This is a genomic window from Bacillus sp. THAF10 (assembly GCF_009363695.1).
GTDB lineage: Bacteria > Bacillota > Bacilli > Bacillales > Bacillaceae_I > Sutcliffiella_A.
In genome coordinates, this window is the sequence record NZ_CP045403.1 from 2,961,552 (window position 1) to 2,978,088 (window position 16,537).

The following is a 16,537-nucleotide window of genomic DNA, read 5'->3' on the forward strand; positions in this document are numbered from 1 at the left end:
TTTCCTTAGTATTAACATCATTCTAAAAGTCTATTTTCGCACACTATGTGGCTACAGAGTATAGTTAAGCAACACTTGATCGACGTTGCTGTCGTGCTCTTTTTGTGGAGGAAGTTTTAAATCGGAGGCAACTTTTCTTCGAATAAATGAATGGAAAAAGTCTTAAAGTCGATTTTTTCCTAGTTTATAGCAAACAATTTTTTAGTAAAGAACCTTCTAAAAAGAAACAACACCACGAATATGGTGTTGTTTAGGAATCGAGTTTTTTCTTTTTTTCTTTAAGCTTTGCCAAACGTGCAAAAAGCTCTTCTTTTTCATTTTCTTCTACTTCTTGATAGGTTTCTGATTCTCCCTTTGTTTCCACGTCTCTAGTCTCTTCACTGACAAATCTGTTTCTATTCGTTTTACTCGTTTTTGCTTTTTGCCCACTACCTGATGAGGATGACTTTGTGTCTGCCCAGTTTTGATATTGACGGTGCTCCTCTTTAGCAAGTTCCATTGCCTCACTGACTGTTTTGACCTGCTTCCTAGTCCAGTGGCTAGCAATCTTCTCAATGTACTTTCGATTTAATTTCATATCTGTTTTTAAAAGTACATAATATAGCAACACATTGACAACGCCTGGGGTTAACTGCTGTTTAAACATCACATCCTCCACGATATGGAGATCTGATACAGAAGGCTCCGCTCCGTTGGAGAGATCTGTCAGCATTTGCTTTGGTGAAACATTTTCGAGCTGCTGGATAAGCTGTTCGTCCTTTGTCGTTGGCTTTTTATCGGAGTACTGTTTTAAATAGAGTGGTTGCGTTTTTTCCACAAGCTTTGGCAGGGTATTGTGGTATTCAAGCTGATACCAGTCTCTGGCAGCTTTTCGAAGCTTCTCTAAATCCACTTTGTCCTCAGAATCGATAACATTCATCATCAAATCTCTCATGGTCATTGGATCTAAGGAATAAATAAAGGAAAGCTTGCTAATCGCCTCTTTTACCTTTGAAGTAATGGACTTTTTCGGAATGACTACCTCAGATAGACCTGCAAAAAAGAGCTCAAAATCAAACTGCTTTTCGGCAACCACAGGCTCCTGACCTTTTTTCCGATCCAGCCATTCTTCTCCCTCTCCTAGAGGCAGCTCTTCCATTGTTTCTTCTCTAGATGCAAAGGCAAGACCCTCTGATTGAACGGATTGAAAAACGTCACTAAAGCTTCGTGTAATCTCCATAAATTCATCAGGTGGAATCGCTTGATCGGAGAAGTATTTTTTGACATTGGCATATTTTGTTTTGCCTAACCGATTGTATAAGTAGATAGTTAACATCGGCTCGGAGAAAAAGCTTTCTGGCGCAAGTGGTGGTTGTAATTCATAAATAAACGTACGAATATGGTCCTCTTCTTTTACCAAAGTTTTCAATAGGCCAATCCCTTCAAGCTTCATCCGTTCTTGATGAATGTCTTTAAGGTTGCATTGCATGGTAGTCATGATGCTATGATGGGTAGCTTCTACTCCCGTGAGACAATCGTCTTCTAGCTCACTCCACAAGGTCATATACAGGCTGAAACCACGATAGCCAAGCAAAGGCTGATATAGCTTTGTTAGTATTTTGCGATCAAAGGGCTGTAACACACCATTAGACCGAACAATATAACGGTCTACAGGGACGAGCTCTTTCCAATGACGATCAGACATAAAACAACCTTACCTTTCTTTTTTTAGTGTAAAAAAGAGAGGCTAATACTACTCCTCTCTCTTGGACGTGGCTTGTACGCTTTATTCGTTTCTTTCTTTTTCAATTATTTCTTTTAGTTCATCTAAAAAAACATTGATATCTTTGAACTGACGATAAACGGAAGCAAAGCGGACATATGCTACCTCATCAATTTTTGATAGTCGCTCCATTACCATTTCACCGACGATATCGCTTTTCACTTCAGATATTCCGATATTTCTTAATTCCTTTTCAACTTCTATGACAATGTCTTCTAATTGTTTTAATGCGACCGGTCTTTTTTCACATGCTCGAATCAATCCTCTTAAGACCTTTTCCCTGCTAAATTCTTCTCTTGTTCCTTCTTTTTTTACAACAATAAGCGGTATCTCTTCCACTTTTTCAAAAGTCGTAAAACGATAGGAGCAAGATTCACATTCTCTTCTTCTCCTAATGGAACGGCCTTCCTCAACAGGTCGGGAATCCAATACTTTTGTACCGTTATGGTGACACGTCGGACATTTCATGATGGCTTCAACTCCGTTTCCAATCTACTTCGTTTCCGAATGAAGGCCAGATCCAATGTAGATCATCGTTTTATCAATCCGTTCATACATGTTTTTAATTACGTTCGTGCTATAGCCAAAATCAAACGGTAGGAGCTTAGTATCCGTTGTAACGGAAAAATCAACGGCGGTTTCAAATGGACGGACAGAGATAATGGTCACAATGATAAAAGCTTTTTTTCCTTTGATTATTTGAACAGCAAGCTCGCCATGCTCCTCTGATACGGACTTCACTTTGACTCCGTCCATTGCTTGAAACATTTCCTGGAGAGATTTTATCGCATTTTTACTGGTGACTTTATAATAACGACTGCGCAGCTCTTCATTAGGGTGATTTTCCCTTGTTTCTGCATGATTGCTTAGCAGTTCTCTAAATTTCTGCATTGCACTCAAGTTTTCTGCCAACCCCTTATCTTGTCTAAAATATATGTATGGTGTTTTTTGCGTATAATAAAAAGAGGTGCATGCTATACACCTCTTTTTATTTTAATGCATTTAGTTATAATTTTAAAGAGCTTTTGCTTTGTTTACTTGAACAGGTCCCATTCCACGTGGAAGTTCAATTGTTTCACGTGTTTGAGCATTTAGTGCAGTTGCAATATAATCTGCTGAAATGTTTGGATCTAATTCTCCGCATGTATAAACATCAATGCTTGCATATCCGTGCTCAGGAAAGCTGTGGATTGTTAAATGAGACTCAGAAATAATGACAACCCCGCTTACTCCTTGAGGTGCAAATTTATGAAATGCAACCTCTCTTACTTCTGCACCAGATTTTAATGCAGCATCAACGAATGTCTTTTCGATGTAATCCATGTCATTCAATTTGTCAAAATCGCAACCCCATAGTTCTGAAATAACGTGACGACCTACTGTTTCCATCTCACGTTCCCCCTTTTACAAGTTTTAGAAGTACATGAATCCTGAAGGTGAAGATTGATGAATGTATTACCACCACGGGGGAAAGTTAGTCCAGAGAGGTCCTAACCCTTTAAGTAGCCACATTATCGTTTCAAGAAGTTCACGAAAAATAGTATACTTGTTATTTTTTAGTTTTGCAACAGGCATTTTTGACTTTTTTTCTTGCAAAATTTACATGTTGGTGTCGAATAGTTCAAAAGAAGGCATTATGTATTAATCGCAATTGATTTCCACAAAAGGCTTCTTTTCCTTGAGGCGGCCTTGAGCCTCCTCTTGCTGCGCCCTGTGTGGTCTCAAGCCTGTCGCTAAGTTCCCTAAGGAGTCTATGCCTTTTGCTCCAATTTTTAGCTTGAGAACAAAAAAAAACAGGGAGGAAAATTCTTTATTTCCCTCCCTGTTCACTATCTTTTTCTATTAACCTGCCATTACTTCGTTGGATTCTGCCATTTTTTCAGCTACATAGTTTACTAGGTCTACTACGCGGCAAGAATAACCCCACTCATTGTCATACCAAGCAAGAACTTTTACTTTTGTTTCTCCCATTACCATCGTGGATAGTCCATCAACGATCGCAGAATGTGGGTTTGTGTTAAAGTCTACAGAAACTAATGGTTCCATAGTAACACTTAATACGCCGTCCATAGAGCCAATCGCTGCTGCTTGAAATGCATCATTTACTTCTTCTGCGGTTACTGGTTTTTTCAAATCGACAACAAGGTCAACAAGTGAAACATTTGGTGTTGGAACACGCAGTGCCATCCCATGCAACTTCCCTTTTAGGTGAGGAAGTACAAGAGATAATGCTTTTGCTGCACCTGTTGAAGTAGGGATTATCGATTGTGCACAAGCTCTTGCACGGCGAAGGTCCTTATGCGGATTGTCAATATTTTTTTGATCATTTGTATAGGCATGAACCGTTGTCATTAGACCGTTTTCAATTCCGAATTGTTGATCTAACACTTTTACAACTGGTGCAAGACAATTCGTTGTACATGACGCGTTAGAAATGACAAAGTGTTGACTCATATCCAGCACTTCTTCATTTACACCCATCACGATGGTAACATCTTCATTTTTCCCCGGTGCTGTGAGCACCACACGCTTTGCTCCTGCTTGCAGATGAAGTGCTGCTTTGTCACGAGAATTAAATTTTCCAGTTGCTTCGATTACAATGTCTATATTCATTTCTTTCCATGGAAGCTCTTCAGGATTACGGTTATTTACCAATTGTATGCGCTTACCATTTACGATTAAAGAATCGTCTTGTGCATATACATCGGCATCGAAGCGACCATGGTTAGTGTCATATTTTATAAGGTGAGCTAATGTTTCTGCAGGGTAGCTCGCATTGATTGCAACAATATCCATTCCATCTTCCTGGATGGCACGTCTAAATACCATTCTCCCTATACGTCCAAATCCATTAATTGCAACCTTTGCCTTCATGTCAATTCCCCTTTTCTGTATATATGTTATACTTATTGTTGTATTATCCTGCAATTAGTATAACATAATTAAATTCTATATGTCATCCAAAAAATAAAAAAAGGGCACATCCCTATATTTGGATATGCCAATCTTTTAAAATTTGCTGAAGTTGTTTTTCCGTATGATGAATGGAGCCATTATTATCAATAACAGCATGGGCTAATTTTACTTTTTCCTTTAAAGGCATCTGAGACCGAATTCGATCCAGTGCTTCTTTTTCCGTTAGATCATTTCGCTTCATCAGGCGATCTAGTTGGTTTGTTTCATTAACAAAAACCAGTAAGATTTTATCTACTAGGTGCGTAAGCTTGCTTTCAAATAATAATGGAATATCCATGACCACTGCTTGATGACCGTTTTCTATGTACGAAGCAGTTTGATCTATCATACTCTTCCTTATTGCAGGATGCATAATGCTGTTGAGTTTTTCTCGTTTTTCCTGATTTTGAAAAATAATACTTCCAAGCTTAGGTCGATTCAGCGTTTTATCGCTGTTAAGGATGTCTTCCCCGAATTCCTGAACTAGCTTTTTATATGTATTTGTCCCTATTTCCACTACTTCGCGAGCGACTAGGTCTGCATCAACAATAGGAATTCTCATGTCCTTTAACATCGTAGCTACCGTGCTTTTTCCGCTTGAAATCCCGCCTGTAAGGCCAATGATTGTTGGCATGTCCATCCCTCCTTTGAGATTGTTTATGTCAAGTAGCAAAACTGTTGATTTCCGCAAAAGGCAAAAGCTTTCAGGGGCGACCTTTAGGCTCCTCGGCTTACTTTAAGAGGTCTCAAGATTGCTGTTTCATCCCCCTCAGGAGTCTACGCCTTTTGCTCCAATCAACAGCTATGTTCTACTTAAAAACAACGAATCGGTTAAATTTTTATAATACCAATAACAATCAATAGCACTCCTGGTAAAATGGAGAACTTGCTAATCCAGGATACAGTGGAGAAGATTCTGCCGAGCTTGATCCCTGTAATCACAAACAAGGAGCTCATGACAGCTACAGAAACGGCCATAATCCCAGGAGAATACCCTAAGAGTGCTGCTCCAATTCCTGCTCCGAATGCATCCAGTGAGAGCGCAATACCAAGAAAAAAAGCCTCTAACCCGTTTATGGAACCAGAACGGTCAAAGTCAGCTTCTGTTGGTTTTCTGAGGATGTTAATCACCACACCGAGCGATTTTATTTCCAAGTTAAACAATATTCTCTCATCTACAGTAATCGATTCTTCTGCAGTTCCTGCTTTAAAGAACTGGTACAGAACCCACATGCCTAAAATGATAAGAATACCGCCACCAACCTTCTCTGCAAAAGCAGGCGAGAGAAAATTCATCAGGATCGTGCCAACAGACATAGCAAATAAAAGTGTAACAGCTGAGCAGCATGCGATGATGCTGATGGATTTGAGCGGCATATGCATTTTCCTTAGGCCGTAAGTCAAACCAACACTAAAGCTATCCAGGCTTACTGCAAAGGCTAATAGAATCAGTGAGATGTATGGTATCATCTAAGCTCCTCCCTAACTATCACTACGATAGTATATGGCAGGAGCCCATTCGATGTGTGTGAAAGTTTTATTTAGGCTGGCAAGTTGGACAGGTATGCGTTCCTCTTCCTGCTACCACCGTTTTTTCAATAGCATTGCCACATTTTCTACAAGGCTCTCCTTTGCGTCCGTACACATAAAGCTCGAGCTGAAACATGCCAATTTGCCCTTGGGAGTTAACATAGGAGCGGATGGTGCTTCCACCCTTTTCGACTGCCTCTTGCAATGTTAGGACAATTTCCTTTTGCAGCTTTTCTAGCTCTTCCTCCGTCAGGTGTTTCCCAATTCGTTCAGGGTGAATTCCTGCCCGAAAAAGTGCTTCATCCACATAGATATTGCCAAGTCCTACCACGATAGTTTGATCAAGAAGAGCAGCTTTAATGTTTCTATTTGTTTTTGCAAGCCGTTCCTTAAGCAACGCAAGAGTAAAAGTCTCATCAAATGGTTCAGGCCCCAGACCTACGAGTGATTTTGCAGTAAATTCCTTCCCTTTTTCATAAAGGTGTAAGGTACCGAACTTACGAACATCCTGATAGCGCAGCTCTGTACCATCTTCAAAATAAAAGAAGACATGTGTATGTTTATTAGAAGGATCTTCCTTTTGAAACAAACCATACTTTCCTTCCATTCTGAGATGGGAAACCATGCAATAATGATTTGTGTAAAATAGCAGAAACTTCCCTCTTCTGCCGATTTCAAGTATCTCTTGTCCAATGAGCATCTGTTCAAAAATGGCGGCGTCATCTGGTTCTTTGATCATTTTTGGCCAAAGGACTTTTACTTCTTTGATTTTTTTTCCTTGTACAAGGTGTACCAACGTCTTTCTCACTGTTTCGACCTCTGGAAGTTCTGGCATCCGTGACACCTCCTGCCATCTATTTAGCGTCGTACCATGTGGAACCGTAGGAGTAATCTACCTTCAGCGGTACCTTTAATTCCACTGCTTGTTCCATTACTTCAGGCACTATTTTTTTGAGCTTTTCCACTTCCTCTTGTGGTGCTTCAAAAACAAGTTCATCGTGTACTTGCAGCAGCAGATTTGCTTTCATATTTTCCTTTTCCAATCTCTCAGCCATGCGAATCATCGCCACTTTAATAATATCCGCAGCGCTTCCCTGTATTGGGGTATTCATTGCCGTTCGTTCGGCAAAGCTACGCAAATTAAAGTTGCTGCTTGTAATTTCTGGTAAATACCTGCGTCGATGTAAAAGGGTGGTTACATATCCTTTATCCTTAGCTTCCCTGACGCTCTCTTCCATATACTCTTTTACCCCAGGGAAGCTTTCAAGGTATCGGTCAATAAAGGTTTTGGCGTCTTTTCTAGTAATCCCCAAACTTTGGGAAAGTCCATAATCACTGATGCCATAAACAATTCCAAAATTAACTGCTTTAGCTTGACGTCGCATATTCGACGTTACTTCATCCTTTGAAACATGAAACACATCCATGGCGGTTTTTGTATGAATATCAGCGTCTTCTTTAAATGCCTGGATTAGCTTTTCGTCATTTGCGATATGAGCGAGTACACGAAGCTCAATTTGGGAATAGTCTGCAGCAAAAATGAGCCAGTCCTCATTGGAGGGAATAAACGCCTCTCTGATTTTTCTGCCTTCCTCAAGACGGATAGGAATGTTTTGTAAATTCGGGTCAATGGAGCTTAGTCTTCCTGTCTGTGTTAATACTTGATTAAAGCGGGTATGAATTTTGTTTGTGTTGGTATGAATAACCTTAAGCAAGCCCTCGATGTAGGTAGACTTCAATTTTCCAAGCTGGCGATAATGTAAGATTTGCTGAATGATTTCATGTTTATCTGCTAGCTTTTCCAAAACATCTGCTGAGGTTGAATAGCCTGTTTTTGTTTTTTTGACTGGCGGCAGCTCCAGCTTTTCAAAAAGAATAACGCCTAGCTGCTTCGGAGAATTGATATTAAACGGCTCACCAGCAAGCTCATGAATTTTCTGCTCTATTTCGTCCAGTTTTTCAGAAAGGTCCTTGCCCATCTCTTCTAAGCGATCTTTGTCCACCTTGATTCCCATGGCTTCCATTTCAGCTAACACTAGGGACAGTGGCATCTCAAGCTCTTCAAATAGCTCTAGCTGCTCGTTATCCTTTAATTCATGTATAAAGTTCTCCTTCATTTCCTGCATGGCCAGGGTTTTACGAACAAGGTGATTGGCTACCTTATCCTGATCAGGAATCGACCGCTTTGCCCCTTTTCCGTATACTGCTTCATCTGTCTCAATTTGATAGTATCCTTGCTTTCTAGCAATGTCTGCAAGATCCGCAGATGTTTCTGAAGGATTTACAATGTAGGAAGCGATTATTAAGTCAAAATCAATTCCATTCAACTCAATTCCCTTCCATTTCAATGCCACGATTGCCCGTTTGGCATCAAAGACCGCTTTCTTTTTCTTTGCATCCGCTGCAAAAGATGCAAATGCTTCCGATTTTAAGGCAACCTCTGTTGGGATAAAGTAGTTTCCTGTTTCATTCACAAGGGCAACACCTTGAATATCGGCTCGGTGATAGTTTTCGTCAAGCACCTCCACCAACAGGAAGTTTTCCTTGGCAAAATGCTCTTCTTTTACCTCTTCTAACACATCAAATTTAATGTCTTCTAAATCCTCTGTTACTTCTTCATCCGTTTCACCAAGCTTGTCCAGTAAGGAATTAAAGCTCAGTTCTTTAAAAATAGAGATTACTTTTTTAGCATCATAGCCATCATAGGTTAAATCATCCACTGCTATGCTGATCGGAGCTTCCGTCATGATTGTCGCTAGCTCCTTACTCATGATAGCCTGCTCTTTGTTCTCCTCTAGCTTTTCTTTCAGTTTTTTGCCGCTAACACTGTCAATCGATTCTAAGAGGGTTTCAATGGTACCAAATTCTTTTAGAAGCTTGATAGCTGTTTTTTCACCAACCCCAGGAACCCCAGGGATATTATCAGAGCTATCCCCCATTAGACCCTTCATATCAATGATTTGATCAACATTTAAGCCGTATTTCTCCTGAATAAAAGAAGGTGTATAGGAATCCACATCCGTAATCCCTTTTTTTGTAATATCAATAGTAATTTTATCTGAGGCAAGCTGAGTTAAGTCTTTGTCGCCAGAGATAATTTTTACGACAAAATCATCTTGTGCTGCTTGTTTCGCGAGCGTTCCGATGATATCGTCTGCTTCATAATTTTCCAGCTCATAGCGCTTAATATTGTAGGCGTCCAGCAGCTCGCGTAGGAAAGAAAATTGTTCAGATAACTCTGGAGGAGTCTTTTGGCGACCACCCTTGTACTCACCAAATGTTTTATGGCGAAAGGTAGTTTTCCCAGCATCAAAGGCTACGAGCATATGAGTAGGCTTCTCTTCCTCTAAAATTCGCATTAGAATCATCGTAAAACCATAAATGGCATTGGTATGTATGCCTTTTTCATTGCTAAGGAGCGGTAAGGCAAAAAACGCACGATAGGCGATTGAGTTTCCATCAATTAACACTAATTTATTCGACAAAGCAAGCTCCTCCTTATAGGGTTCATTTTTATGTATGTATGAAAAATGTAAAGCCACAATCCTCTTTCTATTCTATCATGGATAGGATTAGAAAGAAAAATTGTGGCTCGAATTATAGGAACGTTTATTCGATTTCGCCCATTAGCAGTTTAGCGTATTCAGAATCAGATGGGAGCACAATGACCGTCTCTCCGTCTATCGTCTTTTTGTAGGATTCAAGCGTCCGGTAAAGTGCATAGAATTCTGCATCTTTTGAGAAAGCATCATTATAAATTTTAGCTGCCTCTCCTTCACCCTGTCCGACTATTGTTGATGCATCCGCTTCTGCCTTTGCAAGCATTTCACGTACTGCTCGATCTGTTTCTGCCATTATCTTATTTTTCTTAGCGTCCCCTCGGGATAAATAATCCTGAGCTGTGGACTGACGCTCCGAAATCATCCGTGTGAAAACAGATTGTTCATTTTCCGGTGGCAGATCAGTTCTTCTCATTCTAACATCTGTTACAACGACACCGTATCCTTCCATCAACGCATTCACTCTTTCCGTTACCCGGTCATTCAGGCTTCCACGAGAGGATTTTTCGTCATTGATGATATCATCATAGTTTAATTGTCCAAGCTCACTCCGAACTACAGAAAAAACAAACTCGGACATTTTCGTTTCTGCATTTACAATGTTTGCTAGTTCACTGATCATCATTTCAGGATCTGTTACTCTCCAAACAACATAGTTATCAATGAGCATGCGTTTTTTATCACGAGTGTTAATTTCAGATCCTGCTTCATCATATAGCATCTGATATTTTGGTACGGTTGTGACCGATTGAATGAATGGTGTTTTTACATTCAGGCCAGGTTCTTCAATAATTTTCACTACTTCACCAAACTGGCGGACTACTTTATATTCTCCTTCTTTTACGACAAAAACATTTGCAAGAAACACTCCTAAAAGGATGAGGATGACAACTGCACCCAATCCACCACGAATCATGGTTTTCCACTTAAGATCCGGCTTTTTGTCCTCAAGATTAATAATGTTTTGATCACTCATTGTTCCCACTTCCTTCCGTGTTTGCTGGAGGTTTTGGTGCAGGGTTTTCTGTACGAAGTGGGAAATACTTCATGGTATTACCATCGTCATTCATTATATAAATTTCAGCATATGGCAATACTTCTTCCATTGTTTCTAAGATAAGACGTTTTTTTGTTAATTCAGGGGCGTTAGCATATTCAGTATAAATGGAGTTAAATTTTGCTACATCTCCCCGTGCACGTTCAATTCTTGCGGTCTTTTCCCCTTCTGCTTTGGAGATAATAGCTGCTTTTTCCCCTTCTGCTTCATTCATGCGTTGATTTTGATATCTTTCTGCTTCATTATTCTTTGTATCTTCCATTTCCCGTGCATCCGTAACATCTGTAAATGCTTTTCGGACCTCTTCATTTGGTAGCTCTACCTCCTGAAGGTTAACAGAAGTAACAGATATTCCGATATCATACACTTCCATCAAGGAGGTAAGAAGCTCAAACACTTCTAGTTCTATTTGACCTTTACCGGATGTTAGTGCCTCATCAATTTCTGTGCTTCCAATAATGCTTCGTAGCGATGCAGAGGTTGCGTTATATAAAACAGCTTGTGGATCTTCTGATTCAAATAAGTATTTGCCTGGGTCACTTATTTTCCACATGACGACCATGTCAGCTAAGACGATGTTTTCATCTCCTGTGATCATTTTCGTGTCATTCGTGAATTCGACTACTTTTCCGTCTTTTTCTTCATAGCCGAATTGTAGACTGAAGGTTTCCTTGGACATTTTTTCTACTTCTTGAATGGGCCATGGCATTTTAAAGTGTAAGCCTGGTTCACTTATCCCCTCTTCCACTTTCCCAAACGTCATGATGACAGCTTGTTCTGATTGATCCACTGTGTACCACGACGTTAGCGCAACTGACCCTATGACAGCTGCCAGGAAGATTAAGAAAACTGCTGCATAAATCCGTTTTAAACTCATCAAGTTGTACTCTCCCCTTTTTTTATTCTCAGTTAATTCTTACGCTTTAAAAAGGGAAAAGTTTCACCAATCACACAATTAAAGGCTGTTTTGGTCATTTTGTTGCTGCTTGCGAATGAATTGGTGTTACTGTCGTGCTCTTTTAGCGGAAGTAGATGAAGGAATTTTTGTTTGCTTAGAAATGGAAAAGTCCTAAAGCTGACTTTTTCCTATTTTTAGCCACAATCTTTTAAAAATGAGCATAAAAAAAGGAGAGAGCAGGGTGGGCTCTCTCCTTTTCCAAAATTGGCTCCTTGGATGAAGGGGTTTTCAAGGACTATATTAGCAGAGGTATGTAAAGTGACCATGAAACATTTGTTAAGCTATTGTAAATGTTTGTTTTCTTTAGATAATTTCACTTTAAAGATAGTACCTTTATTTAACTCGCTTTCAACCGTAATACTTCCATGGTGTGCTTCGACAATATGTTTCACAATTGCCAGCCCTAAGCCAGTACCTCCAGAATTTCTGCTTCTCGCTTTGTCCACCCTGTAAAAGCGTTCAAATATCCTTGAGATTTCTGCTTTTTCAATTCCAATTCCTGTATCAGAGACGCTAATTTCAACATCTTCCCCTGCATCCTTCACAGAAACCTTCACCTCACCATTTGCAGGCGTATAGGCAATGGCATTATTCACAAGATTAATAAATACTTGTTTTATTCTAGAAGCGTCCACGAAAAGATAGAGATCTTTTGCTGGTCTCTCAAAGGTCAATATAATATCTTTTTCCTTTGCTTTACGGTCTAAAATAATTAAAATTTCTTCGAGCAGGACATTGAGATCAATATAACTAGGATTCATTTTAAAGCCTTGTTTTTCTATTTTGGAGAGATCTAAGAGATCCTCAATTAGAGATTGAAGCCTATCACTTTCCTTTAAGATAATGGAAAGAAAGTTCTCTAGTGTATTTCTTTCATTCATTGCCCCATCCAGTAAGGTTTCAGAAAATCCTTTAATCGAAGTAATCGGGGTCTTCAACTCATGCGAGACATTGGCAACAAAATCTTTACGCATTTGCTCGAGTTTCTTTAATTCGGTAATATCATGGAAAACAAGTACGATCCCTTTCCATTCATCATTCGTCCCAATAATCGGTGCCCCATACACCTCAAAATGCCTGCGTTCAATGCTTAAAGGCAGTAGCATCTGCTTTCGAACATTTACCTCCGTCATAAAGATTTCTTCGATTAATTCAACAACTTCCTTATGCTCAATTGCTTCGTAATATAGCCTGTATAAATATTCAGAAGGATTTGCTTCAAAGGTTTCCTTATAAGACCGGTTGATGAGATTAACATAGCCACGTCCATCTATTAGGATGAGGCCGCTCCCCATACTCTCTATAAGAGTTCGTAATCGGTCCTGCTGCATCTCTTGGGCTTGCGTCATCTCCTGAAGGTTTCTGGCAAGAATGTTAATGGATTGACTCAGCATGCCTGTCTCATCAACATGCTCCTCGAAGGTTCTTGCTTTATAGTTGCCTTTTGCAAGCTCCATTGCCACCTTGGTCGCAGCCTCAATAGGACGCGTGTATTGAGCGGTAATTCTTACACCAAGCAATAGGATAACAACAAAAGCGGCACCAAGACTTGCAATAAGCAATCCCCAAATTTGTTGATTTACTCTATTAAGGGAATCAATTGGAGTACTAAGCATCACATACCCATCCTTGCTCCCATCTCTATAAATCGCACTTCCATAATAGTACATCTCATTATTCTGTTCATAAAAAATGCGGTCCTTATCTGAATTTTTTTGAACAGCATCTTTCATGATTTTTTGATGAGATTTCTCACCTGTGGGAGCTGGTCCTTCTGTATCGAAGAGAACGATTCCATTTTTATCTGTAATACTGATTCGTGCAGCTAACGTTTTACTCATATCATCCAAGTCTTTTGCAAGCTCTGATGTTATGCTAGTTTCCTCTTCCACCTGCATGGTCACTATATTGGTTTCTTTTACAAGCCGTTGATTAAACGTGTTCAGATAAAGGGATTTAAAGAGCTGTCCAAGCAATAACCCTAATCCAACAAGGACCACCACAATTAATGTGATTAAAGCGAATAATAACCGTGAACGGAATTTATTCATGAAACTTTGGTTCCTCCAGCTTGTATCCAAGCCCTCTTATCGTTTTAATATATTGAGGTTTTTTGGTATCTGTCTCTATTTTTTCTCTAAGGTGGCTTATGTGCACGTCCACAATTCGAGTGTCACCAGCAAAATCATAATTCCAGACCGCACTTAAAAGTTGATCACGCGTTAAAACTCTTCCTTTGTTTTTAGAAAGATAGACCAATAGTTCAAATTCCTTTGGTGTCAGCTCAATCGGTTCCCCTTTAAAATACGCCTCAAATTGCTCAGGTAAAATTTTCACTTCTCCTATTTTGAGGGTTTCTAAAGATTCTTCACCCTTTTTCGCAGCAGCTTCTCCACTTTCCTGTTGCAGCTGTTGCACCCTTCTTAAAATTGCTTTTATTCTAGCTACGACTTCTCTAGGACTGAACGGTTTTGTCATATAGTCGTCTGCACCAAGCTCTAATCCCAATACTTTGTCGAACTCGTCATCTTTTGCAGTTAGCATTAATATCGGTGTATTTACTTTTTGCTGTCTTAATTCCTTGCAAACTTCAATACCATCTTTCTTTGGTAGCATCAGGTCCAAAACAATAATATCGAATTTGTTTTCTAAAGCCTTGTTTAAACCAGATTCTCCATCCATTGCAACTGTTACGTCATAACCAGCATGTTCTAGATTGTATTGTAGTAAGGTTACAATTGATTGTTCGTCATCCACTATCAGTATCTTTTTCAAATTCTTTTCCTCCACTTGCATTGTTTTGGAAACACCTTCACCCTATAGCCACATTTTTTTCTATATCTTTACTGTTCCATTCTACACAAGAACAATATACATTTACAATAAATAAAAGCTGTCTAGAAGTCAGTGTTTTTGACTTCTAGACAGCTTTTGTTAGGAAATTAACGCTATCTTTTCAATTGTTCACAAGGCTTTGCGTTCCTGTGGGCGGTCCGGGAGCCTCTTCGGCTATAGCCTGTGGGGTCTCCCGAAACGCGTTACATCCCGCAGGAGTCTACGCCTTTTGCTTTAGTGAAGCTTAGGTTAGTGTAAAAATAGTTTGCTTATATCAACTACTAAAAGTTTTCTAGTGCGCTGCTTTCCATTGGCTCTAGGCGGTGTGGAGGGCAGACAGTGATGGAACCCTTTATAACCGTTTGCTGGTTATCATCTGTTCCAAGGATATTCATTACGATGCTGTGATCCTCGTCATTCACTTCTGCCACTTCAAATAAAAACTGAATGGTAGCATAGTGATAAACAGGCTTTGGAAAGGCAATATCCTGGCTAATAATATGGCTTCCTGGTCCTGGTAAGTATTTAGATACAGCTGAAGTGATGATCCCCGTAAGCATAATGCTAGGTACAATCGGCTTTTTAAAAGGTGTTTGCGATGCATAATCATGTTGAATGTATAAAGGATTAGCATCGTTTGTTAGCCCTAAATATAATAATAAATCTTTGTCCTCGATTTTTTCCGTTAATTCTAATTTTTCCCCTACTTGTATCTCTGTTAACTTTCTCCCAAGCTTTCTCTTTTTACCTAGTAACATAGAGACACCCCCTGTTGAAGTTAGAAATTCCCTGTAAGCGATTACATTATTATGTTAAAAATTCGGGGATCTCATTCCCCGAATTTTCCTGCGATGCTAGGATAGCACTTCCATTACACTTTTTACTGACTCAACAGACTTTGCAAGTGCTGCTTTTTCGTCCTCTGTTAATTCAAGTTCAATCACTTTTTCAATTCCACCTGCACCTAAAATAGTAGGAACGCCAAGGTAAATCCCTTCATGTCCATATTCTCCTTCAAGATAGGCGATGGAAGGAAGAACCCTGCGTTGATCTTTAAGAATTGCTTCTACCATTTCAACCATGGAGGCTGCAGGTGCGTAGTAGGCACTACCATTCCCTAGCAGGTTCACGATTTCTCCCCCGCCTTTTCTCGTTCTTTCTACTATGGCATCTAAGCGGTCTTTCGGGATTAATGTCTCAAGTGGAATCCCACCAGCATAGGAATAGCGAACAAGTGGCACCATGTCATCCCCGTGTCCACCTAGAACGAAACCTGTGATATCTTTTACAGAAAGATTTAACTCTTGGGAAACAAAGGTGCGAAATCTTGCTGTATCAAGTACCCCTGACTGTCCAATTACACGGTTTTTCGGGAAGCCGGACTCTTTGAAAACAGTATAAGTCATTGCATCCACCGGGTTAGTTAAAACAATGATATAGCAATTAGGAGAATATTTAACAATTTCTTTTGTGACGCTTTTCATGATATTTTGATTGGTTGTTACCAAATCATCACGGCTCATCCCTGGTTTACGGGCAATTCCTGCTGTAATGACCACAATATCTGAATTAGCCGTATCTTCATAGTTGGAAGTACCGATGATATTTGCATCAAACCCCTGGACAGGACCGGCCTCTAGCATATCTAATGCCTTTCCCTTTGTCGGATTTTCCATTTGCGGAATATCGACTAACACGACATCCCCTAGCTCTTTTTGCGCTAACAAGAATGCTGTGGTAGCTCCAGTAAAGCCTCCACCAATTACAGATACTTTTTTACGCCTCATTGTCATGTTCATTCCTCCTTAACCCTTTATATATGTAGAAGCAAAAACTCCAAAAAGGAGCTTTTGCTTCTTGTAACATAGCTTTAGGATAAT

The 16,537-nt window shown here is 39.7% G+C and carries 15 protein-coding genes; all 15 read right to left on the minus strand.

From position 1 onward, the window contains the following. Window positions 1–250: 250 nt before the first annotated feature. Window positions 251–1,684: a replication initiation and membrane attachment family protein gene (locus FIU87_RS15450; protein WP_152445414.1), complete on the minus strand. Its 1,434-nt coding sequence runs from the start codon at window positions 1,682–1,684 to the stop codon at window positions 251–253. Between the two features lie 81 nt (window positions 1,685–1,765). Then, window positions 1,766–2,230 carry a transcriptional regulator NrdR gene (gene nrdR, locus FIU87_RS15455; RefSeq protein WP_152445415.1) on the minus strand — a complete coding sequence of 155 codons (465 nt, stop codon included), beginning with the start codon at window positions 2,228–2,230 and terminating at the stop codon, window positions 1,766–1,768. A 24-nt stretch (window positions 2,231–2,254) separates the two neighbouring features. Then, window positions 2,255–2,653, minus strand: coding sequence for a cytosolic protein (locus FIU87_RS15460; protein WP_152446603.1), 399 nt, complete (start codon window positions 2,651–2,653; stop codon window positions 2,255–2,257). A 123-nt stretch (window positions 2,654–2,776) separates the two neighbouring features. Next, window positions 2,777–3,151 (minus strand): adenosylmethionine decarboxylase, encoded by a 375-nt coding sequence (gene speD, locus FIU87_RS15465; RefSeq protein WP_010195679.1) that lies wholly within the window; start codon window positions 3,149–3,151, stop codon window positions 2,777–2,779. A gap of 453 nt (window positions 3,152–3,604) precedes the next feature. Further along, window positions 3,605–4,636 carry a glyceraldehyde-3-phosphate dehydrogenase gene (locus FIU87_RS15470; protein WP_152445416.1) on the minus strand — a complete coding sequence of 344 codons (1,032 nt, stop codon included), beginning with the start codon at window positions 4,634–4,636 and terminating at the stop codon, window positions 3,605–3,607. A 112-nt stretch (window positions 4,637–4,748) separates the two neighbouring features. Then, window positions 4,749–5,351, minus strand: a complete 603-nt coding sequence (gene coaE, locus FIU87_RS15475; protein WP_152445417.1) for a dephospho-CoA kinase — start codon at window positions 5,349–5,351, stop codon at window positions 4,749–4,751. 197 nt (window positions 5,352–5,548) lie between these two features. After that, window positions 5,549–6,187 (minus strand): sporulation membrane protein YtaF, encoded by a 639-nt coding sequence (ytaF, locus tag FIU87_RS15480; protein ID WP_152445418.1) that lies wholly within the window; start codon window positions 6,185–6,187, stop codon window positions 5,549–5,551. 67 nt (window positions 6,188–6,254) lie between these two features. Continuing rightward, a complete protein-coding gene (mutM, locus tag FIU87_RS15485; RefSeq protein WP_152445419.1) occupies window positions 6,255–7,082 on the minus strand; it encodes a DNA-formamidopyrimidine glycosylase in 828 nt (275 codons plus the stop codon). A 19-nt stretch (window positions 7,083–7,101) separates the two neighbouring features. After that, window positions 7,102–9,732, minus strand: coding sequence for a DNA polymerase I (gene polA, locus FIU87_RS15490; RefSeq protein WP_152445420.1), 2,631 nt, complete (start codon window positions 9,730–9,732; stop codon window positions 7,102–7,104). A 124-nt stretch (window positions 9,733–9,856) separates the two neighbouring features. After that, window positions 9,857–10,783 (minus strand): protease modulator HflC, encoded by a 927-nt coding sequence (gene hflC, locus FIU87_RS15495; RefSeq protein WP_152445421.1) that lies wholly within the window; start codon window positions 10,781–10,783, stop codon window positions 9,857–9,859. Then, the gene (gene hflK / locus FIU87_RS15500) at window positions 10,776–11,741 is read right to left on the minus strand and encodes an FtsH protease activity modulator HflK (RefSeq protein WP_253905596.1); all 966 of its coding nucleotides are present in this window, start codon (window positions 11,739–11,741) and stop codon (window positions 10,776–10,778) included. The genes hflC and hflK overlap by 8 nt, the downstream gene beginning before the upstream one ends. Before the next feature lie 362 nt (window positions 11,742–12,103). Next, on the minus strand, window positions 12,104–13,873 hold the full coding sequence (gene pnpS, locus FIU87_RS15505) for a two-component system histidine kinase PnpS (protein ID WP_152445423.1): 1,770 nt from the start codon (window positions 13,871–13,873) through the stop codon (window positions 12,104–12,106). After that, a complete protein-coding gene (locus FIU87_RS15510) occupies window positions 13,866–14,618 on the minus strand; it encodes a response regulator transcription factor (protein WP_152445424.1) in 753 nt (250 codons plus the stop codon). The genes pnpS and FIU87_RS15510 overlap by 8 nt, the downstream gene beginning before the upstream one ends. A 320-nt stretch (window positions 14,619–14,938) precedes the next feature. Further along, window positions 14,939–15,415: a MaoC/PaaZ C-terminal domain-containing protein gene (locus FIU87_RS15515; RefSeq protein ID WP_152445425.1), complete on the minus strand. Its 477-nt coding sequence runs from the start codon at window positions 15,413–15,415 to the stop codon at window positions 14,939–14,941. Between the two features lie 96 nt (window positions 15,416–15,511). After that, on the minus strand, window positions 15,512–16,450 hold the full coding sequence (mdh, locus tag FIU87_RS15520) for a malate dehydrogenase (protein WP_152445426.1): 939 nt from the start codon (window positions 16,448–16,450) through the stop codon (window positions 15,512–15,514). Window positions 16,451–16,537 lie beyond the last annotated feature (87 nt).

Bases quoted from the DNA above. Each gene is read 5' to 3' on its own strand.
- FIU87_RS15470 (WP_152445416.1), bottom strand. From the start codon at position 4,636: ATGAAGGCAAAGGTTGCAATTAATGGATTTGGACGTATAGGGAGAATG.
- FIU87_RS15510 (WP_152445424.1), bottom strand. From the start codon at position 14,618: ATGCAAGTGGAGGAAAAGAATTTGAAAAAGATACTGATAGTGGATGAC.
- mutM (WP_152445419.1), bottom strand. From the start codon at position 7,082: ATGCCAGAACTTCCAGAGGTCGAAACAGTGAGAAAGACGTTGGTACAC.
- pnpS (WP_152445423.1), bottom strand. From the start codon at position 13,873: ATGAATAAATTCCGTTCACGGTTATTATTCGCTTTAATCACATTAATT.
- hflK (WP_253905596.1), bottom strand. From the start codon at position 11,741: ATGAGTTTAAAACGGATTTATGCAGCAGTTTTCTTAATCTTCCTGGCA.
- mdh (WP_152445426.1), bottom strand. From the start codon at position 16,450: ATGACAATGAGGCGTAAAAAAGTATCTGTAATTGGTGGAGGCTTTACT.
- coaE (WP_152445417.1), bottom strand. From the start codon at position 5,351: ATGCCAACAATCATTGGCCTTACAGGCGGGATTTCAAGCGGAAAAAGC.
- speD (WP_010195679.1), bottom strand. From the start codon at position 3,151: ATGGAAACAGTAGGTCGTCACGTTATTTCAGAACTATGGGGTTGCGAT.
- hflC (WP_152445421.1), bottom strand. From the start codon at position 10,783: ATGAGTGATCAAAACATTATTAATCTTGAGGACAAAAAGCCGGATCTT.
- FIU87_RS15460 (WP_152446603.1), bottom strand. From the start codon at position 2,653: ATGCAGAAATTTAGAGAACTGCTAAGCAATCATGCAGAAACAAGGGAA.
- FIU87_RS15515 (WP_152445425.1), bottom strand. From the start codon at position 15,415: ATGTTACTAGGTAAAAAGAGAAAGCTTGGGAGAAAGTTAACAGAGATA.
- ytaF (WP_152445418.1), bottom strand. From the start codon at position 6,187: ATGATACCATACATCTCACTGATTCTATTAGCCTTTGCAGTAAGCCTG.
- FIU87_RS15450 (WP_152445414.1), bottom strand. From the start codon at position 1,684: ATGTCTGATCGTCATTGGAAAGAGCTCGTCCCTGTAGACCGTTATATT.
- nrdR (WP_152445415.1), bottom strand. From the start codon at position 2,230: ATGAAATGTCCGACGTGTCACCATAACGGTACAAAAGTATTGGATTCC.